The sequence below is a fragment of the Bifidobacterium sp. RTP21102st3_E2_RTP21102_210122 genome (assembly GCF_040916945.1).
Lineage (GTDB): Bacteria > Actinomycetota > Actinomycetes > Actinomycetales > Bifidobacteriaceae > Bifidobacterium > Bifidobacterium longum.
Map to the genome: position 1 here is coordinate 167,437 of NZ_JBCPAN010000005.1, position 21,825 is coordinate 189,261.

Here is a 21,825-nt window from a genome sequence, read left to right on the forward strand (position 1 = left end):
GCGGAAATCCAGCATTTGGCTAGAACAGCGCACGTTCGATTTCCCATGTTCGAAATCGGCGTGTTGTCCGTCTACAGGCATGTAGTTTGTTCGATTTGCGCACATAGTCTCTGCGTGTCGGCCTTGTCGCCTTGACCAGTGATAATCAGGGGTGTTCAGCCCACGTAAAATTCCAATGAACGTTAGGGGAATATCAATGGCAAACGGTCCTGTGCTTGTCGTCGACTTCGGCGCCCAGTACGCCCAGCTCATCGCCCGCCGCGTGCGCGAAGCAGGCGTGTACTCCGAGCTGGTCCCTCATTCCATGCCGGTCGACGAGATCCTGGCCAAGGATCCGAAGGCGATTATTCTGTCTGGCGGCCCGGCCTCCGTGTTCGAGCCCGGCGCGCCGACCATAGACACCAAGGTATTCGAATCCGGTGTTCCGGTGCTTGGTATCTGCTACGGCTTCCAGGTCATGGCCTATGAGCTCGGCGGCAAGGTGGATAAGGCCGCGCTCGGCGAATACGGCAAGACCTCAGCCACCATCGACGACGCCGCCGGCATCCTCGCCGACTCCCCCGCCGAGCAGACCACGTGGATGAGCCACGGTGTGGCGGTCGAACAGGCCCCGGCCGGCTTCGAAGTGCTGGCCCACACCGAAGGCGCGCCCGTGGCCGCCATGGCGGACGAATCCCGCAAGCTCTATGGTGTGCAGTGGCACCCGGAAGTCAAGCACTCCCCGCTTGGCCAGAAGCTTATCGAAAACTTCCTGCACCGTTGCGCCGCGCTGCCCAACGACTGGGATGCCTCCTCGATTATCGAGGATCAAGTCAAGAAGATCCGCGAGCAGGTCGGCGACGCCGAGGTGATCTGCGGCCTGTCCGGCGGCGTTGATTCCGCCGTGGCCGCCGCTCTGGTACACAAGGCCATCGGCGACCAGCTCACCTGCGTGTTCGTGGACCACGGCCTGCTGCGCAAGGGCGAAGTCGAGCAGGTCAAGCACGACTTCGTCGCCGCGACCGGCATCCGCCTCATCACCGTCGACGCCGCCGACGACTTCCTCGACGCCCTCGCAGGCGTCTCCGAGCCGGAGCGCAAGCGCAAGATCATCGGCGAGAAGTTCATCCGCACCTTCGAGAAGGCCCAGCGCCAGGTCCTCGAAGAGGCCGGCGCCCGCGGCAAGGAGGTCAAGTTCCTCGTGCAGGGCACGCTCTACCCCGACGTCGTCGAATCCGGCGGCGGCGACGGCGCGGCCAACATCAAGAGCCACCACAACGTCGGCGGCCTGCCCGAGGACATCAAGTTCCAGCTCATCGAACCGCTGCGCACTCTGTTCAAGGATGAGGTGCGCGCCATCGGCACCGAGCTCGGTCTGCCCGACGAAATCGTCTGGCGTCAGCCCTTCCCGGGCCCGGGTCTGGGCATCCGCATCATCGGCGAGATCACCAAGGAGCGCCTCGACCTGCTGCGCGAGGCCGACGCCATCGCCCGCGAGGAACTCTCCAAGGCCGGTCTCGACCGCGACATCTGGCAGTGCCCGGTCGTGCTTCTGGCTGACGTTCACTCTGTCGGCGTCCAAGGCGACGAGCGCACCTACGGCTCGCCGATCGTCCTGCGCCCGGTCAGCTCGGAAGACGCCATGACCGCCGACTGGTCCCGTGTCCCCTACGATGTGCTCGCCACGATCTCCACGCGCATCACCAACGAATGCCGCCAGATCAACCGAGTCGTCCTCGATTGCACGAGCAAGCCTCCGGCCACAATTGAGTGGGAGTAAACTGGAGCGGATTTTGCGCAATCGAAATTCCGTCCGTAGAGTGTCGCAGTGTGCCGCCACGTACGAAAAAGCGTAAAGCCACCTGTGATTTTGGGTGAGTAAAAACTATTGAGACCCTCTGGAAACAACGTTTTCAGGGGGTCTCTTTATGCCTTTTGACCTGCAGTTTCAGTCATTTTTACTCTAAAAGCGCGTACACCACGGACATGGCGACACGCAGCGGACGAAGAGTAAAGGATTTTTTCGAAGAGTGAACTGTCCCAGTAGTTTGTCCCACCACCCCAAAAACGCCCCTGAAACTCAAGTGAAACTCAATAGGAGCGCAAGGGCGTCATCGTGCGAGCACCGCAGCCTGAGCCGCCGATACCAGGCTCGTTTGCGACGCCGTCGCTGCTTGCCTGGATCGTCAACGGCAAGTACGTCATGTCGCTGCCGCTCTACCGCATAGAGGCAGACCTCAAGGCGTGCGGCGCGACGATATCGCGCCAGGACATGGCGAACTGGATGATGAACGTGCACGCGCGCTGGCTGGCGAAGGTCCATGAGAGAATGAAGGTCGAGCTGCTGTCGCATGTCAGGATTCATGCCGATGAGACCACGGTTCAGGTCCTGAAAGAGCCGAACCGCGAGGCGAAGAAGAAATCGAGGATGTGGCTGTTCTGCTCGGCGCGCTGCGACGTGCCCGTGTATGTATTCGAATACCACGAGACCCGCAGGAAGGGCGTTGCCCAGGAGTTTCTTGCGGGCTGGTCCGGCACGCTTACCACCGACGGCTACAAACCCTACTTCAATCTCGGCAACCCCAACATCGCCAACACGGCGTGCCTCGTCCACGTGCGCCGCTACTTCGCCCAAATCGTGAAGATCGCCGGCGGCGGCGCCAAGGCGGCGTCTGCGGCCAGCGTTGCGCTCGAGGCAAGGCGCAGGATCGACGCCATGTTTCAAGGTCGACTCCAAGTTCGACGACATGGAGCCGGGTGCCAGGAAGGCCGCCCGCGACGCGGAGCTCCGCCCGCTCATGGAGGACTTCGGGGGGATGGGCGCGGGCCAGCTTCCCCTAGCCTCGCCGAAGCTGGCGCTGCACCGTGCGCTGCAGTACGCCGTGGAGTTCTGGCCCTACGTCATGAACGTGCTCGAAGACGGGCACCTGGAGCTCTCGAACAACGTCGCCGAGCAGGCCCAGCGAATCTTCGTCGTAGGGCGCAAGAACTGGCTCTTCAGCGATGCGCCACGCGGCGCGCGGGCGTCTGCGGCGATATACAGCGTCACCACCACGGCCAAGGCCAACGGGCTCAATCCCAGGCTTTACGTCGAGTGGCTGCTGACCGAGATGCCCAACGCCGGCGAGCTCACCGATGAGGTTGTGGACTCGTTCCTGCCATGGTCGGATAGGGTGCCTGAGTCCTGCAAGCTCGACCCAGCCGCTGCCGAGAAGGCCAAAGAGATGCCTGACGACTTCATAATTAACATCGACCCCGATGCGTTCGACGACGAGATGGCGAACAACGCCGAGGAGGGCCTGTAGCGACATAGCGGCCTAAGGCATACCGCAACGCAAAGATGGAAACGTCCAGGACTTTTCCATCCGTATGCCGGAATGGCCCTGGACGTTTCCTGCTACGCGGTCATTTTGACGCTTACGCTCTAATGCCTCCACCGCTTGTCGCGGGCGGGGTAGACGATCCAGGCGGATGCGTAGCTTGCGATAAGGCAGACAATGACGCAGACGATGCTTGTCTGGAACCCGAATGAGTCATTGATAACGCCCCAGATTACGCTTGCGAAGCCAATGCCGATGTCATTGGCGAGCAGGAACAGGGCGTTTGCGGCGCCCCAGCGCTCTGGCGGGGTGTTCTTTACCGCTACGCTTTGATTAAGTGGCAGGCTCATGCCAGTGGCGAGACCATAGAAGATTCCGGACGCCAGGAAGACAGGTTCCCCGTACGGTGCGGCAAGTAGCATAAGGCAGCAGAGGATGCCGCACGCGACGGCTCCGGTCATTGTTTTGATTGCAGGTACGGTGTCCATGAAATGCTTTGAAATCATGCGAATGATAATCATGCTTACCGCGCTGATGGTGTAGAAGAGACCGGCGTGGGTATAGCCGAGAGTAGTACCGTACAGACCGGCAAAGAAGACGCCAAAGCCAAAAGTGGGGCACATGATCATCTGTGGGATGGCGCCAGGCAATGCGCGCGGCTCGAAGATGTTGAATGAGTCACGCAGGGTTCTCTTGGACACCTGGTCGCCTTCAGGATACTTTTCACTGTTAATTGTTTCGGATGTAGTTACTGTGGTGGAGCTGGGTGCCTGCCCGTCTTTTGAGTCGAGTTCGAGCCGGGTTTCCATTTTGATTCGGTATGCGCTGGAGCTTGGCAGAGTTTGCCATTTACTTTCATAGCGTGCGTTGAGGGCGATTACAAGCCCTGCAAACCCAACCAGGGCAAGGCCGACATAGAGGTTCGTTGAGGGATCGGTTCCTACTAGGTAAAGTGCGAAGGCTGGGCCGATGCTCATGGCGATAGCCTGTCCGAGGCCGTGGTATCCAATGCCTTCGCCGAGCCGTTCTTGCGGTAAGACGCTTGCTGCGGCGGTCGAGGCTGCTGTTGTTGCTGCGCCAAAGCCCACGCCTTGCAGCAAACGGCTGATTGTGAAGAGGGGATGCCCTGAACGACAGCGGACAGTGCTGTTCCTGCTATGAGGATAGCGATGCCGGCGATGATAACGAGTGAGCACTTGCCGTTGTCGATAACAGGGCCGACGAACAGTCGTGCTAACGCGGCGGCAATGGAGAAGACGAGTGCAAGTACGCCGGCAAGGCTCGCACCGTAACCTTGGCCTGCCAGGAAGACGCTGGTTCCACTGTTGAGTCCTTGGCCCATGACGAAGCAACAGAAGGTCAGCGCGATGATAAGCACGAAAATAAGCGACCACAGCTTCGGATGGTCGTCCTTACCGATATTTGGCATGAGAACCCTCCTATGATTCCAATACCCGTATTCTACGTCTGCAAAAAGTGAGATGTAAGCGCCAAAATGACCGCGTCTTAACAACCCGCTGGGCTTGAGGCAGAATCATCGCATCGACTTATCCTGGAAACTGCCTGACGAAGGCGACAGGATGCTTGTCAGCAAGGCGGCAAATCTTAACGAGAGCCAAATCCAAGAGCTTGCAAATCTTCAGCGAGGCGTTGCAGCAATATATCAGAACGAATGGACCGAACCTGTCCTCTGTCACATCGAACCGCATGAACGCGGCCTAGAGTACTCGCCAACACAGAGCAAGCACAGCGCGAAGGACAAGGTTTCTTCTGAAGAGCTTCGCTATCTCAACTCTTGTGTGCTTAATCCGTTCAAGCTCGATGAGCCAAGGGAATACAACTTCTGCGACTGTGTGCACAAGATGGACATACCTGACTCCATGAAGGCACGCTTGATTGAGATGGCAGGGACTCCTCTGTTCTCGAGGAAGCCACTGTTTGAATGGTGTGCTTATAGGTATTTCAATATTGGACGCATCCTCGACGACGCCAGGGATTTATCTGCCGACAGCCTCAAAGAGAGGCTTTGCTCCCATCTGCTTTCAAGCTGGAAATTCGAAGATGACTCCTCACCCGAAAGCTGGGGACCAATCCAATACCTGTTCATTCAGTCGATGTTTAACGCTCATCTCAACGAGCTGAGAAAGAGGGGTACCGGCATCGAGACAACGGAAAAGGCCTCAGCACTCGCCGAAGTATCAGCGGTCTTATCTCAAACAAGGCCGGTGATCTAAATGGCGTTTGAAAATATAGAGCAATTAATGCCGGATACGACCGAAACGAGATTGGCCTTCGAGGAGGCGCAACGCACCGTTGCTGATTGTGCAGATGCCGCATGGCGGGATATTTCTTCCGGCGATGTCCTAACCGCGAGCATTTCAACAGTTCAAGAAGCCGCAGATGACGCCTGGAAAGCATGCGAGCCAACACTCAACGCTGCAGGCGAAACTGTCCGCGATGGCGCAAGGAACGGAGCTTATCTTGGCGGCAGGTTCGTACTTGGAGTTGCCGACGTTGGAGAAAACGCATATGTCGGTGTTCAATCGAATATTGAACTACTGGCCGAAGACGAAGAAGCAGCGGTGAAAACCGCGCAAACACACGCTGTTGACGATGCAGCCAACGCCTGGGGCGACTTCATGGAAGCCGATGAGCAGATACGGGAAATCGGAGACTATGTCGAAACTGGAGGCGAAATCGCCACTGAAGTTGCGCTTGGTGCCGTAGCCGTCACCGCTTCTGCCCCTGCAGCACTCGCTGCTGGGGCTGTACTCGTTCTTGACGAAATGGGAAAGAGCTTGGAAGCCGGCGCTGAAGACGGTGAGATATCTCAGGAGGATATCGTCGGAGAAGTCGTTGCGGGAACTGTTACGGCAGCAACGCTTCTTGCCGGACGAGGTCTAAATAACTTTCTTGCCTCAAAGGCAGCAGAATCGGGCGCAAGCTCACGAATTCTGGATGATGCCGGAAAGGCAATTTACGAAGGCGACCGACTGCTTCCCAATAACGAGTTTGCGATCGACGGCGTGAAGTGTGCAACCGACGATCTCGGGCAGCTTTACCGCGTTGGCGACGACCTCGTTCCGAACATGAGCTATGAGATCAATGGGTATAAATACGTTACCGATGCAATGGGTAGGGTCGAATCGGCCGAAGGCTTCTTACAACTAAAGACCCACGAAGGTCGTTTGACCATCAAGGACACTATCCAGTCAATCGGAAAAGGGTTTGAAGAGCTTTTTGATCAAAGAGGCCATCTGATTGCCGACCGATTCAATGGATCAAATGGCCTTGAGAATATTGTCGCCATGGGCGGCGAGGTTAACCAAAAGCCTATGCAGCAATCGAGCAAAAATGCGCCGATGCTTTGGCTGATGGCGCTGAAGTGTTTTTCAAGGTTGAGCCACTTTATGAGGGCGGGTCATTCAGGCCTAGCTCGTTTGCTATCACGGACATTATTGACGGCGAAGAGACGGTTACGTTTCTTCTTAACACTGCAAAGGAAATGTAATGAGTGAAAAGAAGATGCTACAAGGGATAGCTTCAATTCTTGAGGAAACCCTCCCCGAAGACTGGAGCAAGGTCGTGTTTTACGCCGAGTACGCCGAGGGTGCGTTCTCTATTGAGTATTACGTTGCTGGCAGCGGAAAAGACGACTTCGTTAAATGCTTTGACCAAAAAGGCGTTTCGAGGGCATCCTTGATGAAAAACTTTATGGCTATCAACAAGTTCATTGAACCTGAAAGGGCCGCGCTTAAGCCCGAAAAGAGATGGGGATCGATGACGCTTATTCTCCATTCCAACGGCAAGTTCAAAGTTGATTACGACTACTCCGACATGACAGAAAACGCTTACGCCCGAAAGAAGGCCTGGAAAAAGAAATATCTCGCCTAGCAACGAACGGTCTGGGAAATCACCGCAAAGCCACCCGTGCATACTCTTCGAGCGCACGCGTCGTCGGCAACGTTTCGACCAGCGCGTTTTTGGGAGCCATGCAAACCCCTGTTCAACATTCCTCGGGAGTAATTGCTCTCTATGACGAATGGGATTCCCCATCGGGGAATCCCATTTTTTGTTGCCGACGACGTCCGGTATAATTTTTCCGTTTACGACGTCGTTCGGAAAGGGATGCCGACCTCTATGCGCCAGGGATTCGACAACGAAAAATACATCGAGCTGCAAGCCGCCAACATCAGAAAGCGCATCGCGCAATTCGGCGGCAAACTCTATCTGGAATTCGGAGGCAAGCTCTTCGACGACTACCACGCCTCGCGCGTGCTGCCCGGCTTTGAGCCGGACACCAAGTTCCGCATGTTGGAAAGTCTGGTGGACGATGTGGAAATCGTCATCGCCATCAACGCCAACCATATCGAAAAAGGCAAGACCCGCGGCGATCTCGGCATCCCGTATGACGAAGACGTACTGCGACTCATCGACGTGTTCCGTTCCCGCGGCTTCCTCGTCGGCTCCGTAGTGCTCACCCAATACGCCAATCAGCCCGCCGCCGACGCCTACCGCCACCGCCTCGAGCAACTCGGCGTCACCTGCCGCCTGCACTACCCGATCGCCGGATACCCGCACGACATCGAACGCATCGTGTCCGATGACGGCTACGGCAGGAACGAGTACATCGAGACCAGCCGACCGCTCGTCGTGGTCACCGCGCCCGGCCCGGGCTCCGGCAAACTCGCCACGTGCCTGTCTCAGCTGTACCACGAGCACCAGCGCGGCATCGACGCCGGCTATGCCAAATACGAGACGTTCCCCATCTGGAATCTTCCGCTCAACCATCCGGTCAACATCGCGTACGAGGCTGCCACCGTCGACCTCGACGATGCCAATATCATCGACCCCTTCCATCTGGAGGCGTACGGCGAGACCACCGTCAACTACAACCGCGACGTCGAAGCATTCCCCGTGCTCAAGGCCATGATGGAGCGCATCATGGGCGAAAGCCCCTATCAGAGCCCCACCGATATGGGCGTCAACATGGCCGGATACGCCATTGTGGACGACGATGCCTGCCGCGATGCCGCGCGTCTGGAAATCGTGCGCCGCTACTTCGCCGCCGCCGTGCACTTGAAGCGCACCGGCACTGGCGAGGAACAGGTGGAGCGGCTGCGCTCCATCATGAACCGGGCCGGCGTGACCCCCGATCTTTCTCCCGCCCGCGCCGTGGCTCTTGAGAAGGAGGCCGCCACCGGTGCCCCGGCTGGCGCCATGGTGCTGCCCGATGGCCATGTGGTCACCGGCAAAACCGGCGACCTGTTGGGCGCGGCCAGCGCGCTGCTGATGCACGCGCTCAAGGCCGTCACCGGTGTTGACGAAACCATTCCGGTAATCGACGATGCCGCCATCGAACCCATCTGTCGGCTGAAAACCGAACATCTCAACAGCGTGAACCGACGCTTGCACTCGGATGAGACGCTGATTGCATTGTCAATCACCAGCGCCACCAGTCCTGTGGCCGCTCGCGTCATCGACGGGCTCAAACAGTTGCAGGGCTGCGACGCCTTCTTCTCCGTTATCATCTCATCCACGGACGAGGCGCTGTATCGCAAACTCGGCATCAACGTGTGCTGCGAACCGAAGTACGAACGGGTGAGTCTGTATCACCGGTAAGCGCCACCGATAAGCGCGGTATGCCGCGAATCGTCAAGCCGGTAATCATGCAGCATGCGGCCTGACGATTCGCTGCTGTCGCATTGTCTCTCCCCTCGGCCATGCTGGGCTTGTTTTCCGTTTGTTGGAGAGAACGGGGAATGCCATCGGCACTACGGAGAGAGAAGGATTATCCGTGAAGCGGTTCGTGGGTTTAGACGGTATTAAAGGACTGGCGCTGATAGCCATTGTGCTGTACCACTGCATGCAGCAACGGCTGCCAGACGGATTCTACGGAGTCGACGTGTTCTTCACCGTCTCTGGATTCCTGATTGCCGTCAGTTTGATTCGTTCTCTGGCGGAAACCGGATCGCTGAATCTCGTGCGATATATTCCCAAGCGTGCAGTACGTCTCTATCCGGCGCTGTTTCTGCTGATTCCGGTCATCGTCTCCGTCGGCTGGCTGTTCGATCACGACATTCTGGTTTCCATCCGCGACCAGGTCATCACCGTGCTGCTGGGCTGCTACAACTGGTACGCCATTGCCGGAGGCCAAAGCTATTTCGACCAAATGAACCCGCAGGTGTTTCGCCATCTGTGGTTCATTGGCGTGCTCATGCAGTTCTACGTCATCGTGCCGTTCATCGTCTGGCTGACGTGGAAGCTCCGCCAGACGAAACTGCCCTCACTCATCCCACTGGGACTCGCGGCGTTCAGCAGTATCGCCATGTGGGTGATGTATGTGCCCAAGGGCGACCCCACCCGCGTCTACTTCGGCACCGATACCCACAGCATGGGCCTGATGCTGGGTGTGGCTCTCGCCTGGTGGGTCACCGCTCCTCAGTTGGGCCACGCTCGTCAGAGGGCTGTGCCGATGCCCCGCACCATTAGCTCGAGCGCTTCGGCCGCCGCACATCGGGCTCCGTTACCTCGGATTCCCGTGGAGCATCGCATCTGGAATGCGGCGGCACCGGTATTGGCGTTCCTCAGCCTGATTGCCTTGGTCACCATGGCGGTTATCGGCAAACAGGATGCATTCGCCTTCCGCGGTGGCATCATATTGTCCAGCTTGTTGTCCGTGCTGCTGATTGCCGGTACCATCTCCGACGATTCCTGGATGCAAAGCCTCATGGTGTTCAAGCCATTGGCCTCCCTCGGCAAGTATTCGTACGGCATCTACCTGTGGCACTGGCCGTTGTGGATTCTTTCCAGCGCCCTTGCCCCGAAGATCTTCAAGGCAGTGGGGCCTTGGCCTCTCATCATGACCGCGTTGCTCACCGCCATTGCGGTGATGATTTCCTGGCTGATGGTGGAGAAACCGGCGGCAACGCACTCGGTGATATCCGTCGTGGTGCCCCTTCGCACGAACAAGAAGAATCATGCGGCCCGGGTTATTGCCGTTGACGTTATCCTGGTGCTGTCGTTGGTCGGCTGCGCGCAGGGCATTGCTCATGCACCTGCGAAAACCACCATGCAGATCCAGCTGGAGCAACAGGCCGCACAACTGGAACGTATGCAGAAAACCGAACACGTGCTGCTGCGTCATGCCGTGCCGGCACCGCCCAAGCCCAAGCATGAGATGCCCACCGGCGATCAGATTACCGCCATAGGCGATTCGGTGATGCTGGCCTCATCACAGGGCCTTTCGGAAGTCTTTCCCGGCATTCAGACCGACGCGAGCGTTTCCCGCTCCATCATGGTCGCTCCCGAACTCATCGGCAACGCTCTGTCCGCCGGCAGTCTGCGGCAGTGGGTGTTGATCGGCCTTGGCACCAATTCGGCAATCACCCCTGATCAGTTGGACCAGATTCGTAATATGATCGGCCCCGACCGCGTGCTGGTACTGGTCAATGCCCACGGAGACCGTACGTGGATTCCACCTACCAACCAGGTGCTTGCCGACTATGCGGCCGCACATCCAGACAATGTGGTGCTGGTGGATTGGGATGCCACAGCCAACGCGAACGCGCAGGTGCTCGGCTCCGACGGCATCCACCCGAGCATGGATAGCGATATCTATGCAAAGGCGGTCAAACAGGCCATCGAACAATGGATCGCAAGCGGCAGGTGAACGGCAGGCAACGCTGAGTTGTCCAACCAGTCGTGAAGAACGGCTATGCTGAAGACTGCATCAACGAGACCACACGTTGGGAGACATGGTGAGCGCAATCCTTGAAGGGAAGCCCGATAAGAATCTTATTCTCGTTACGGGAAGGATTCATCCGAAGTTGGCTGAGGATGTCGCCGAGCAGCTCGGCATCGACGTCCTTGAAACCACCGCATACGATTTCGCCAACGGCGAGATGTACGTGCGCTACACTGAATCGGTGCGTGGCGCCGATGTGTTCGTGCTGCAAAGCCACTACAAGCCCATCAACAAGGCGATCATGGAGCAGCTCATCATGATCGACGCATTGAAGCGCGCCTCGGCCCGTTCCATTACTGCGGTCTGCCCGTTGCTCGGCTACTCCCGTCAGGACAAGAAGCACCGCGGCCGCGAGCCCATCTCCTGCCGTCTGGTGTTCGACCTGCTGAAGACCGCCGGTGCCGACCGCATCATGTCGGTCGATCTGCATGCCGCGCAGTCCCAAGGCTTCTTCGACGGCCCGGTCGATCATCTGGTGGCCATGCCAGTGCTGGTCGACTACATCCGTGATCGTTTCCAGGGCCATCTCGACAACGTCGCCGTCGTCTCCCCCGACGCCGGCCGCATTCGCGTGGCCGAGCAGTGGGCGCAGCGTCTCGGCGGCGGTCCGCTCGCTTTCGTGCACAAGACGCGCGACATCACCCGCCCGAACCAGGCGGTCGCCAACCGTGTGGTCGGCGACGTCGCCGGCAAGGACTGCGTGCTTGTCGATGACCTGATCGACACCGCCGGTACCATCGCGGGCGCATGCCACGTGCTGCAGGACGCGGGAGCCAAGTCGGTGACCGTGGTCGCCACGCATGGCGTGCTCTCCGGCCCGGCCATCGAGCGACTCAAGAACTGCGGTGCGCGCGAGGTCGTGCTGACCGACACCGTGCCGATTCCCGAGGAAAAGCGCTGGGATGGCTTGACCGTCCTGTCGATCGCCCCGCTGCTGGCCAGCGCCATCCGCGCCGTATTCGAGGACGGCTCGGTCGCCGAACTGTTCGACACCTACCCCGAGCACCACGGTCAAGGCTTCCTGTTCGCCTGATCACGTGCGTGTTTGTTCGTGGAAAGCACACGATGCGAGACGCGACATGGCGTAGCCTTTCGGTAAATACCGACAGTATGGTATAAATGAACACTTGTGGGCCGAAAGCCCACGACTCCCCCATGGTGTAATGGCAGCACACGGGTCTTTGGAACCCTTTGTCTTGGTTCGAGTCCAGGTGGGGGAACGGCTGACGGCCGCTCGACATCCGGGCGGCCGTCTATTGTTTTGAGGTGTTTCCACCCTCAATAGACATTCCGATCGAAGGGAATACGTCAGTTATGGCATTATCCGCAGCCATCGTCCTCGCCGCCGGCGAGGGTACCCGCATGCGTTCCAACAAGCCGAAGGTGCTGCATGCTTTTGCAGGCAAGACCTTCCTGAACAGGGTCATGGATTCGGTGGCCGCCCTGAATCCCGACACGTTGGCCGTGGTCGTGCACTTCCAGGCCGAGCGCGTCGCCGAAGCCGCCCGCTCCTATGACGAGCAGGTCACCATTGTGAACCAGGACGACATTCCCGGTACCGGCCGCGCCGTGCAGTGCGCAATGGCGCAGCTCACCGAGGCTGGCAAGGTCGATGGCCCGGTGCTGATCGCCGCCTCCGACATGCCGCTGCTCGACAGCGAGACGCTGCACCGTCTGGTCGAATTCCACACCGCCTCCGGCAACGGCGCCACTGTGCTCACCACCATCCTCGATGACCCGACCGGCTACGGCCGCATCATCCGCGATCGCGAAGGCAACGTGCTGCGCATCGTTGAACAGAAAGACGCCAACCGCAGCGAACTCGCCGTGCAGGAAGTGAACACCTCAGTCTACGTGTTCGAGGCTTCCGTGCTTACCGAGGCAATCGCCGGACTGAAGTCGAACAACGCGCAGGGTGAGTTCTATCTGACCGACGCGCTGGAAACCGCCAAGGCCGCTGGCAAGGTCGGCGCGTTCGCCGCTCCGGATCCGCTCACCGTCGAAGGCGTGAACGACCGCGTGCAGCTGGCCGCGCTGTCCAAGACCTACAACCGCCGCGTCTGCGAGCGCTGGATGCGCGACGGCGTGACCATTCTTGACCCGGAAACCACCTGGATCGAGGACGATGTCCAAATCGGCCGCGACGCCACCATCCTGCCCGGCTCCTTCCTGCAAGGCCACACGGTGGTCGGCGAGGACGCCATCGTCGGCCCGTACACCACCCTGATCGACGCAACCGTGGACGAAGGTGCCGTGGTCGAGCGTTCCCGCGTACAGGAATCGCACATCGGCGCACGCACGAACATCGGCCCGTGGACCTACCTGCGCCCGGGCAACGAGTTCGGCGAGGATGCCAAGGCCGGCGCGTTCGTCGAAATGAAGAAGGCGCACATCGGCAACGGCACCAAGGTGCCGCACCTGAGCTACGTGGGCGACGCCCAGCTTGGCGACCACACCAACATCGGCGGCGGCACCATTACCGCCAACTATGACGGCGTGCACAAGAACCGCACCACCATCGGCTCCGGCTGCCACGTGGGTGCCGGCAACCTGTTCGTGGCCCCGGTTGAAGTGGGCGACAACGTGACCACCGGCGCCGGTTCCGTGGTGCGCCACGCCGTGCCGAGCGACACGATGGTCTACTCCGAGAATACGCAACACAACGTCGAGGGCTGGAAGCCCGCCTGGGAGCGCTGAACCATGCCCGCACTTCAGGATTCCATCAACGCCGTCCGCGTGGCCGCCGAGGCCGCGGACCGTATCAAAGCCACCGACATCGTGGCCTTCGACGTAGCCGACCTGCTCGGCATCACCGACATCATGATGATCGCCGGCGCCTCCAACGAGCGTCAGGTACTGGCCGTGGCCGAGGAAATCGAAAAGGACCTGTTCCTTAAGTGCTCCGGCCGTCAGCCGCGCTCTCGCGAGGGCCTGACCGAGGGCCAGTGGGTGCTGCTTGACTACGGTGATTTCGTGATTCATGTCATGCACGAGGAATCGCGCGAATTCTACGGGCTCGAACGACTCTGGCGCGACTGCCCGGCCATCGATCTTGAACTCGCACACCCGGAAACGGCGGAGCATGCGGAAGATGCTGCCGTCACCACCGCGTAACGTGCGAATCACATAACGCTGATATTCGCTGATATTCGCGTGTCGGGCTGCCTGTTGCCAAACATCATTGACGGCATCAGGCAGCCCTCCCCTTTTTCCTGTTTCCTCACTGGAACCGAAAGGATCGTCACTATGACCAATCATGTTCGTTCCGTTTTCCTTATCCGTCATGGACGCACCTCCTACAACGCCGCTCACAAGCTCCAAGGCCAGGTCGACATTCCGCTGGACGCCGTGGGTGAATGGCAGGTCAAGCAGACCGCCGCGGCCTTGAAAAGGCTGTACGTCGATCGTCGGCAGGAAATCAACCACCGGTTCATTGTCTGCTCCGATTTGAAGCGTGCGCACGCCACCGCGCAAGCTTTCGCCGACGTATTGGGTGGAATCGAGCCCGTCGATGATCGTCGCGTCCGTGAACGCAGCTTCGGTGATTGGGATGGCCATGCCGTGGCCGAACTGGCCGAACGCTACCCCGAGGACTTCCGTTCCTGGATGGAGTCTCGGGGCGGCGAGCTGAAGTATGGTGCCGAGCCCAAGGAAGCTGTGGGCAAGCGCGGCGTAGAGGCTCTTGAGGACTGGTCCACGCGTGCCGGAGACGACACGGACCTGTTCGTGTTCTCGCACGGCGCATGGATTGCGCAGACATTGCAGACCCTGTTGGGCATTTCTGCAATCGATCCGACCTTTTCTACGGTGGTTTCATTGCGTAATGCGCACTGGGTGCGCTTGGTGCCGATGGACAATCCCGATGGCACTGTGCGCTGGCGTCTGCTGGACTACAATCACGGTCCGGCCATCGCCGACACCGACGAGTGGGAACGCGAACGCTGATCGTGTCACGGCTCCCCTGCTGAGCCAACAGGTTCAGTGTATTCGAAAAACCGTTCAAGCAGTAATTGAATAACCCAATGCCTGAATAATGGCGGAAACAAGCCAAAAAGTGTCGCCAAATCCCACTTTTGCCATTTGGCGACACGCCGGCTTTTGCCAGAATCGACATCTCGTCGTAATGTATACGAGGTCCAAACAACGGGCCAACAATTGAAAACGGGGCTATAGCGCAGCTGGTAGCGCATCTCCATGGCATGGAGAGGGTCGGGGGTTCGAATCCCCCTAGCTCCACGACGAAGCCATCAAATCAGGCGATATGGTGGTTTCTCCGCTGGTTCATGGCGGGTCTTGCGACTCCCATGAATCGGATAGCTTCACTCGGGGCTATAGCGCAGCTGGTAGCGCATCTCCATGGCATGGAGAGGGTCGGGGGTTCGAATCCCCCTAGCTCCACAATCAAGGCCGGTGCTTCATGCACCGGCCTTTCTCGTTTTCTGGCCTATCGGCCGACTTTTGCGCAACATTCCCCGGAAAGCGTCGCCAAGGGGACGCTCTTCCGATTGGCGCGACACCGGCGTGAGCGATAACAGTAATCGCCACTACAATGAGGTGTGGTCCCTATCGTGTTGATTATCAAAGGAGACAAAAACATCGTGACCGTCACCCGTGTATATATCGCCAGCCCTGAAGGCGCCAATGGCCGCAACGTCGTCGCTTACGGCATGCTCAACGCATTGACTTCCAAGTACAAGACCATGGTGTTCCGCCCTGCTGTGTCCAACCATGACGAATTCACCCCGATCCTGCTCGCCGCCTCCAATGCCGGACTCGGCGTGGCCCTGTCCACCGGCCTCGATGTGCACAAGGTGCGCGAGGATAAGGACACCGCCCGTGGCGATATCGTCGGCGCGTTCAACGATGCCATGGACGTTTCCCGCGCGGACGCCGCCCTGATCGTGGGCACCGACAAGTCCCACGTCAACGATCCGACCAGCTATGAATTCGACGCGAATGTCGCCGCTGATCTGAAGGCCGGCGTGTTCCTAGCCGTGTGCACCATCGACCGTTGGCCGCACGAGCTCGACGAGACCGTCAAGCTGTCCATCGAGGGCATGGAGGCCGCTGGCAACAAGGTGCTTGGCATCTTCGTGACCGGATGCGAGCCGCGCCACGCTTTCTCCGTTAAGGAGACCCTCGCCAAGTACGGCCTGCCGGTCTGGACTCTTCCGCAGGTGCCGTTCACCGATGAATCCACCAAGGATCTGGCGCTGGAGGCCTTCCGTAAGAACGCTCCCACCGATGAAGTGCTCGCCGCGCTCGATGTGGACGTCACCGCGCCCATCACCCCGTACGCCTTCCAGTTCGGCCTGCTCGGCAAGGCCAAGAGCAACAAGAAGACCATCGTGCTGCCCGAAGGCGAGGAGGACCGCATCATCAAGGCGGCCGACTACCTGCTTGAGCGCGAGATCGTGAACCTCATCATCGTGGGCAACAAGGACGCCATTCTGGCTCGCGGCAAGGAACTGGGCCTGAACTACTTGGAGCGCGCCCGCTTCCAGGCTATGGACGACGAGAACGTGTTGAAGCCCATGGTCGCCAAGCTGTGCGAGTTGCGTGCCAAGAAGGGCATGACCGAGGAGCAGGCCCGCAAGCAGCTGGCCGACGCCAGCTACTTCGGCACCATGCTCGTGGTGCTCGGCTACGCCGACGGCCTGGTCTCCGGCTCCGTGAACTCCACCGCCAACACCGTGCGCCCGGCCCTGCAGGTCATCAAGACCAAGCCCGGCCAGAAGCTGGTCTCCGGCGCATTTCTCATGTGCTTCAAGGACCATGTGGCCGTGTTCTCCGACTGCGCCATCAACCTCAACCCGGATGCCGAGCAGCTTTCCGAAATCGCGTTGCAGTCCGCCGAGACCGCACGTGCCTTCGGCATCGACCCGAAGGTCGGTATGCTCTCCTACTCCACCCTCGGCTCCGGCAAGGGACCGGACGTGGACATGGTCGAGGAAGCCACCAAGCTGCTCAAGGAGAAGGCTCCGGATCTGCCGGTGGTCGGTTCCATCCAGTTCGACGCCGCCTGGTCCCCCACCGTGGCCGCCACCAAGGCCAAGGGCAACGATGTGGCCGGACACGTCAACGTGTTCGTCTTCCCGGACCTGTGCGCCGGCAACATCGGCTACAAAGCCGTGCAGCGCTCCTCCGGCGCCTTGGCCATCGGCCCGGTGCTGCAGGGTCTCAACAAGCCGGTAAACGACCTGTCCCGTGGTGCTCTGGTGCAGGACATCATCAACACCATCGCCCTCACCGCCATCGAAGCGCAGTGAGCCCGGCTTGGCTCCCGGTGGCTCCCGCCAGCGGGAGCCACCGTAATGCTTATTTTGTAGCAAGCAACGAGTAATCTAATCAACGGTAACCCGTGTCTCACGGGAACATTCAATCACAATGGAGGATGCCCACAATGGCGAAAACCGTCCTTGTCATCAATTCCGGCTCCAGCTCGATCAAGTACCAGCTGGTTGATCTCGAATCCGGCGAAGGCCTCGCTTCCGGCCTCGTCGAGAAGATCGGTGAGCCGGTCGACGGCCACTACAAGCACGAGTACAACGGCGAAAAGCACGAGCTTGAAGAGCCGATTCACGACCACGAGCAGGGTCTGAAGCGCGTGCTCGGCTTCTTCGAGGAGTACGGCCCGAACCTGTCTGAGGCTGGCATTGTCGCCGTCGGCCACCGTGTGGTGCAGGGTGGCTCCATCTTCCCGAAGCCGGCCCTCGTGACCAACAAGACCATCAACCAGGTCAAGGATCTGGCTGTGCTCGCCCCGCTGCACAACGGCCCGGAGGCCAAGGGCGCCGAAGTCATGCGCTCCCTGCTGCCGGACGTTCCGCAGATCTTCGTCTTCGATTCCTCCTTCTTCTTCCAGCTGCCGAAGGCCGCCAGCACCTACGCGCTGAACAAGGAAATCGCCGATCAGTACCACATCCGCCGCTACGGCGCCCACGGCACCTCCCACGAGTACATCTCCTCCGTGGTGCCGGACGTCGTCGGCAAGCCGGCTGAAGGCCTGAAGCAGATCGTTTTGCACATCGGCAACGGCGCTTCCGCTTCCGCTGAGGTCTCCGGCAAGCCGGTTGAGACCTCCATGGGTCTGACCCCGCTTGAGGGCCTGATGATGGGTGGCCGTACCGGTGACATCGACCCGGCTGTGGTCTTCCACCTGATTCGCAACGCCCACATGAACGTGGACGAGCTTGACGCCCTGTTCAACAAGCGTTCCGGCATGATGGGCATGACCGGCTATGGCGATTTGCGTGAGGTTCACCGTCTGGTGTCCGAGGGCAATGAGGACGCCAAGCTGGCTCTGGATGTCTACGTGCACCGCATCGTCAGCTACATCGGCAACTACACCTACCAGATGGGTGGCTGCGACGTGATCACCTTCACCGCTGGCGTGGGCGAGAACGACGACGTGGTCCGCAAGATGGTGTGCGACAAGCTCGCTCCGTTCGGCGTCAAGCTGGACGAGGAGAAGAACGCCACCCGCTCCAAGGAACCGCGCATCATCTCCACTCCGGACTCCTCCGTGATCATCGCCGTGATCCCGACGAACGAAGAGCTGGCCATCGCCCGCAAGTCCGCCGCAATCGCCGAAGCCGGCACCGACACCTACGGCAACACCTTCGCCAAGTAAGTAACCGCCGTTAGGCATCTCACCAATCTCTAGTTGCAACACTATGGGGGCTGATTCCGATTGGAATCAGCCCCCATTCGTATATGGTCATGAGACCACTACCCCCGCGTCATACTCTCCTCAGTCGCCTCCGGTGGACAGCTCCCCTCAGAGAGGGGAGTTGTCCGCGTAGCGGACTGAGGGGAGTTCCACCAGAACACAGGACCCCTTACTGCCTCAGCATGCCGCTCCACATACCGACGAAGTCAGGCAAGGTCTTGCGCGTGGTGGACACGTTGATGACCTCGATATCGGGAATACGCAGCCCCAGCATCGCGGCGAACGTGGCCATACGGTGATCAGCATAGGTTTCCATCACAGCACCGTGCAACGTCTCCGCCGGCACCGGTTCGATACGCAATCCATCAGGCAATTCCTCAGCCGCTCCCCCAACACGACGAATCTCGTTGACCAATGCCTCCAGACGATTCGTTTCGTGGCCGCGCAAGTGACCAATACCAACCATGTCTGTCGACTTATCAGCAAACACCAGAATCGCCGCCAACGAGGGCGCAATCTCCCCGGCCGCCGTCAAATCGAACGTACCCAGCCCACGCACGGTGCCGTCACCGGTCACTTCGCAATAGCGCACGCCATCGATTGTCGGGAACGATACTTTGGCACCCATCTGTTCCAGATAGCCCGGCAACAAACCACCCGGCTGGGTGGTGGTCTCAGGCCAATGAGGCACCCGGACCGTGCCGCCGGCGATCAATGCCGCGCCGAGGAATGGCGCCGCGTTCGACAGGTCGGGCTCAACGGTCACCTTGCTCGGCAGTTGCATTGCGCGCGGTTCAACCGTCCATGTGCGGGCGGATTCGTCGGCCTCAACCGCACCGCCGGCACCGGTCACATCAGCCACAGTCATGCGAATGTGCGGCAGGCTCGGGGTCTTCTCCCCCGTGTGCGCGAGGTGCAGACCGCCAGGCAGTTTGGAACTAATCAGCAACAGGCCGGAGATGAACTGGGAAGAACCGGACGAATCGATGCTGACCTGCGCCTGGGCAGCCGGCAAGGTTGCAGGCGGCGTAATAGTGAACGGCAGACGGCCAACCTCGCCGTGGTAATCAACCGTTGCACCCAGCTGTTCCAAACCGTCAAGCACCGGCTTCATCGGGCGTGCATAAGCCTGTTCGTCGCCATCAAAATTCACTGGGCCATCTGCAAACAGGGCAAGGCCGGGCACGAAACGCATCACCGTGCCGGCCAGTCCGCAGAACACATTGACGTTGCCATGGAATCGGCCGGATACGGGAGGAGTAACCGTTACGGTGGTGTCGGTTGCGGAATCCACGTCGCAGCGGACACCGAGGGCTTCGAGGGCACCCATCATAAGGTCCGTGTCGCGCGAACGCAGCAGGCCAATCAGAGTAACGGGCTTGCTGCCGAGGGCGGCGAGAATCAGGTAGCGGTTGGATAGGGACTTGCTGCCCGGCACCGTTACCGTAGCGTTCAACGGCTGTGTGGCGAGCGGGGCAGGCCAGAGATTCGTGAGTTGTTCAGTCATAAGGCCAAATCTATCAAACAAATTATTCACCGGTCGGCAGCGATGCGGGATTCGATCTGCTGATCAGGTGCGGAAGACGGCTGCTCAAAACCGCCTTCGATGGCCTGCGCGTGCAACAACTGAGCGGCCGCGCGATCGGCCTCGATGGCGGCGATCTGGCGCGAGAACACGATGAACCAGCCGAGGAACGCCAGACCAGCCAACGCCTCCACATTGGTGAGGGTGTTGTGACCCATCATCATATTGACCCAGAATGCAGCGCATACGAGCGCGGTCAGGTCGGAGGCCACCATCACTGCTTTGGACAGGCGTGGCGCAAGCCACGGCAGGAGCACGAACAGCAGCAGCATGACGAACGGCAGGCCTTTGGCGCATATATTGTGCAAGAGATTGTGTGGCGTGTACCGAAACACGCCGATGCCGATGAATGCCAGGCCGGCCACCATCAGCAGGAAGGACAGAATGGAGATGCGCAGCATGAAATGTGGGATTTCGTAGCCGCGATTCGGATCTCTGTTGGTGCGGTCGTGCCAGAGGCGCTGTAGCCGTTCGGTGGTCACCAGTTCGGAGATGGCGAAGTAGCTGACGATGATGATGCATGTGCCGGCAAGAATCAGCGTGGAGTTGAACATACGGGCCGCAAACGTGGTTCTGTCGCCGAGCTGCGAAAAGTTGTTGTGATACCAGTATGGGTCGTCGGTGGTCATGCCGGCGGTGACCACGCCGGAGATGACGAAGAACGGCAACAGACTGGCAATAGTTTTGGCGTTCATCATCTCCGCCTGTACAAAGGTCATGTACCCCACCACGCCGGCGAAGGCGGCGCAGACGCTGGAGATATAGCCGGAGAAGATGGCATTGCCCATCATGTCGTTGGCCGCACCGATGAGTGCAAAAGACGACAGGAAAATGGTCGAGGCATACACCACCGAAAGGGCGACGATTTCGAAAATGCGACGAATCGGTGCAAACCAACCATGTTTGAGGTTCAATGAACGTGATTTGCGCGCATAGCCAATAATGAAGGAAATGACGCCGCATGCCGCCACGATGCCCGAACATACCATGAATCGGCGTTGCGTCAGCTGCCAGATGGCCGGCGCGTATTCCATGTACAGGTTCATCGATACCGCGCCAACGACGGCGCAAATCAAGAAGGAGATGAGTCCGGAGGTTTCTGCACGCTGATGACGTCCCATGCCGGGCCTCCCCTATCTATTCGATGCCGCGTTATCTTTCAACAACAAACAAAACTCCCCCCGAGGACAACGCTTTACTAGCAAGCCAGCGGGATTTGGCTGTCGCCATTCTACTGAAAATCTGAAACACTACAAAAAAACGATTATGTACGGGCTTCTTAGCCTTTGCGACTATCGTTACCGCCTTGCCGAGTACCGTTGCTCATGCAGAAAGAAAGCAGTATTGGACACAATCGAATGAGCGTGTCGGTATCGTTGAAAAAGTAATGAATGACGGTTCTATCGGTTCAACCTTTAAGGGTTGCAACCAGTTAACTTAATTGCCCTGAGTTCTAAATAGAAGTGCAACACCTTGTCTAGGGTTGGAAGTGTTCAGTTTCTAACTTAAGAAGGTGTTGCAC

16 protein-coding genes, 3 tRNA genes and 4 pseudogenes are annotated in these 21,825 nt (G+C 59.2%); 19 read left to right on the forward strand and 4 right to left on the reverse strand.

What is annotated here, in order from left to right; all coding sequences use genetic code 11:
- Nucleotides 1-196 precede the first annotated feature (196 nt).
- From guaA to AB5287_RS07625, 4 genes and pseudogenes are all read left to right on the forward strand, one after another.
- Nucleotides 197-1,759, forward strand: coding sequence for a glutamine-hydrolyzing GMP synthase (gene guaA / locus AB5287_RS07610; protein WP_007057943.1), 1,563 nt, complete (start codon nt 197-199; stop codon nt 1,757-1,759).
- A gap of 423 nt (nt 1,760-2,182) precedes the next feature.
- Nucleotides 2,183-2,638: pseudogene (locus AB5287_RS07615) on the forward strand (transposase); the annotation flags it as partial.
- Nucleotides 2,639-2,726: 88 nt separating this feature from the next.
- A pseudogene (locus tag AB5287_RS07620) lies at nt 2,727-3,050 on the forward strand (transposase); the annotation flags it as partial.
- 24 nt (nt 3,051-3,074) lie between these two features.
- Nucleotides 3,075-3,284: pseudogene (locus tag AB5287_RS07625) on the forward strand (hypothetical protein); the annotation flags it as partial.
- Between the two features lie 119 nt (nt 3,285-3,403).
- Here AB5287_RS07625 and AB5287_RS07630 read toward each other — a convergent pair.
- Nucleotides 3,404-4,387 carry an MFS transporter gene (locus AB5287_RS07630; protein ID WP_347013868.1) on the reverse strand — a complete coding sequence of 328 codons (984 nt, stop codon included), beginning with the start codon at nt 4,385-4,387 and terminating at the stop codon, nt 3,404-3,406.
- Nucleotides 4,273-4,728: a hypothetical protein gene (locus AB5287_RS07635; protein WP_015713432.1), complete on the reverse strand. Its 456-nt coding sequence runs from the start codon at nt 4,726-4,728 to the stop codon at nt 4,273-4,275. Before AB5287_RS07635 ends, AB5287_RS07630 begins: the two co-directional genes overlap by 115 nt.
- Before the next feature lie 151 nt (nt 4,729-4,879).
- On the opposite strand from AB5287_RS07635, the gene AB5287_RS07640 reads away from it, so the two are divergent.
- From AB5287_RS07640 to AB5287_RS07705, 14 genes are all read left to right on the forward strand, one after another.
- Complete coding sequence (locus AB5287_RS07640; RefSeq protein ID WP_015713431.1) at nt 4,880-5,533, forward strand: hypothetical protein; 654 nt, start codon at nt 4,880-4,882, stop codon at nt 5,531-5,533.
- On the forward strand, nt 5,534-6,817 hold the full coding sequence (locus tag AB5287_RS07645; protein ID WP_038426361.1) for a DNA/RNA non-specific endonuclease: 1,284 nt from the start codon (nt 5,534-5,536) through the stop codon (nt 6,815-6,817). It abuts the gene before it with no gap.
- Entirely contained in the window at nt 6,810-7,193 is a 384-nt protein-coding gene (locus AB5287_RS07650; RefSeq protein ID WP_007053450.1) for an immunity protein YezG family protein, read from the forward strand. The genes AB5287_RS07645 and AB5287_RS07650 overlap by 8 nt, the downstream gene beginning before the upstream one ends.
- A gap of 246 nt (nt 7,194-7,439) precedes the next feature.
- Nucleotides 7,440-8,921 (forward strand): DUF1846 domain-containing protein, encoded by a 1,482-nt coding sequence (locus AB5287_RS07655; RefSeq protein WP_015713428.1) that lies wholly within the window; start codon nt 7,440-7,442, stop codon nt 8,919-8,921.
- Nucleotides 8,922-9,096: 175 nt separating this feature from the next.
- The gene (locus AB5287_RS07660; protein ID WP_368220984.1) at nt 9,097-10,971 is read left to right on the forward strand and encodes an acyltransferase family protein; all 1,875 of its coding nucleotides are present in this window, start codon (nt 9,097-9,099) and stop codon (nt 10,969-10,971) included.
- Nucleotides 10,972-11,056: 85 nt separating this feature from the next.
- Nucleotides 11,057-12,079 carry a ribose-phosphate diphosphokinase gene (locus tag AB5287_RS07665; RefSeq protein WP_008782813.1) on the forward strand — a complete coding sequence of 341 codons (1,023 nt, stop codon included), beginning with the start codon at nt 11,057-11,059 and terminating at the stop codon, nt 12,077-12,079.
- 116 nt (nt 12,080-12,195) lie between these two features.
- Nucleotides 12,196-12,266, forward strand: a tRNA-Gln gene (locus AB5287_RS07670).
- Between the two features lie 94 nt (nt 12,267-12,360).
- Nucleotides 12,361-13,743: a bifunctional UDP-N-acetylglucosamine diphosphorylase/glucosamine-1-phosphate N-acetyltransferase GlmU gene (gene glmU / locus AB5287_RS07675; RefSeq protein ID WP_008782812.1), complete on the forward strand. Its 1,383-nt coding sequence runs from the start codon at nt 12,361-12,363 to the stop codon at nt 13,741-13,743.
- Between the two features lie 3 nt (nt 13,744-13,746).
- Complete coding sequence (gene rsfS / locus AB5287_RS07680) at nt 13,747-14,160, forward strand: ribosome silencing factor (RefSeq protein WP_007052031.1); 414 nt, start codon at nt 13,747-13,749, stop codon at nt 14,158-14,160.
- Between the two features lie 132 nt (nt 14,161-14,292).
- Nucleotides 14,293-14,991: a histidine phosphatase family protein gene (locus AB5287_RS07685; protein WP_007052030.1), complete on the forward strand. Its 699-nt coding sequence runs from the start codon at nt 14,293-14,295 to the stop codon at nt 14,989-14,991.
- A gap of 218 nt (nt 14,992-15,209) precedes the next feature.
- Nucleotides 15,210-15,282, forward strand: a tRNA-Ala gene (locus AB5287_RS07690).
- A gap of 89 nt (nt 15,283-15,371) precedes the next feature.
- Nucleotides 15,372-15,444: transfer RNA gene (locus tag AB5287_RS07695), tRNA-Ala, on the forward strand.
- Between the two features lie 200 nt (nt 15,445-15,644).
- Nucleotides 15,645-17,315: a phosphate acetyltransferase gene (gene pta, locus AB5287_RS07700; protein WP_368220985.1), complete on the forward strand. Its 1,671-nt coding sequence runs from the start codon at nt 15,645-15,647 to the stop codon at nt 17,313-17,315.
- Between the two features lie 134 nt (nt 17,316-17,449).
- Nucleotides 17,450-18,679 (forward strand): acetate/propionate family kinase, encoded by a 1,230-nt coding sequence (locus AB5287_RS07705; RefSeq protein WP_007052028.1) that lies wholly within the window; start codon nt 17,450-17,452, stop codon nt 18,677-18,679.
- Between the two features lie 208 nt (nt 18,680-18,887).
- Here AB5287_RS07705 and aroA read toward each other — a convergent pair whose 3' ends face one another.
- On the reverse strand, nt 18,888-20,225 hold the full coding sequence (gene aroA, locus AB5287_RS07710) for a 3-phosphoshikimate 1-carboxyvinyltransferase (protein ID WP_117833295.1): 1,338 nt from the start codon (nt 20,223-20,225) through the stop codon (nt 18,888-18,890).
- A 26-nt stretch (nt 20,226-20,251) separates the two neighbouring features.
- On the reverse strand, nt 20,252-21,424 hold the full coding sequence (locus tag AB5287_RS07715) for a hypothetical protein (RefSeq protein ID WP_007052026.1): 1,173 nt from the start codon (nt 21,422-21,424) through the stop codon (nt 20,252-20,254).
- A gap of 173 nt (nt 21,425-21,597) precedes the next feature.
- Here AB5287_RS07715 and AB5287_RS07720 point away from each other — a divergent pair.
- Nucleotides 21,598-21,720 (forward strand): annotated as a pseudogene (locus AB5287_RS07720) (DUF4928 domain-containing protein); the annotation flags it as partial.
- Between the last annotated feature and the right edge of the window lie 105 nt (nt 21,721-21,825).

Excerpts from the sequence above, each read along its gene's own strand:
- guaA (WP_007057943.1), top strand. The coding sequence starts at position 197 with ATGGCAAACGGTCCTGTGCTTGTCGTCGACTTCGGCGCCCAGTACGCC.
- AB5287_RS07635 (WP_015713432.1), bottom strand. The coding sequence starts at position 4,728 with ATGCCAAATATCGGTAAGGACGACCATCCGAAGCTGTGGTCGCTTATT.
- AB5287_RS07640 (WP_015713431.1), top strand. The coding sequence starts at position 4,880 with ATGCTTGTCAGCAAGGCGGCAAATCTTAACGAGAGCCAAATCCAAGAG.
- AB5287_RS07645 (WP_038426361.1), top strand. The coding sequence starts at position 5,534 with ATGGCGTTTGAAAATATAGAGCAATTAATGCCGGATACGACCGAAACG.
- AB5287_RS07650 (WP_007053450.1), top strand. The coding sequence starts at position 6,810 with ATGAGTGAAAAGAAGATGCTACAAGGGATAGCTTCAATTCTTGAGGAA.
- AB5287_RS07655 (WP_015713428.1), top strand. The coding sequence starts at position 7,440 with ATGCGCCAGGGATTCGACAACGAAAAATACATCGAGCTGCAAGCCGCC.
- AB5287_RS07665 (WP_008782813.1), top strand. The coding sequence starts at position 11,057 with ATGGTGAGCGCAATCCTTGAAGGGAAGCCCGATAAGAATCTTATTCTC.
- glmU (WP_008782812.1), top strand. The coding sequence starts at position 12,361 with ATGGCATTATCCGCAGCCATCGTCCTCGCCGCCGGCGAGGGTACCCGC.
- rsfS (WP_007052031.1), top strand. The coding sequence starts at position 13,747 with ATGCCCGCACTTCAGGATTCCATCAACGCCGTCCGCGTGGCCGCCGAG.
- AB5287_RS07685 (WP_007052030.1), top strand. The coding sequence starts at position 14,293 with ATGACCAATCATGTTCGTTCCGTTTTCCTTATCCGTCATGGACGCACC.
- AB5287_RS07705 (WP_007052028.1), top strand. The coding sequence starts at position 17,450 with ATGGCGAAAACCGTCCTTGTCATCAATTCCGGCTCCAGCTCGATCAAG.
- aroA (WP_117833295.1), bottom strand. The coding sequence starts at position 20,225 with ATGACTGAACAACTCACGAATCTCTGGCCTGCCCCGCTCGCCACACAG.
- AB5287_RS07715 (WP_007052026.1), bottom strand. The coding sequence starts at position 21,424 with ATGGGACGTCATCAGCGTGCAGAAACCTCCGGACTCATCTCCTTCTTG.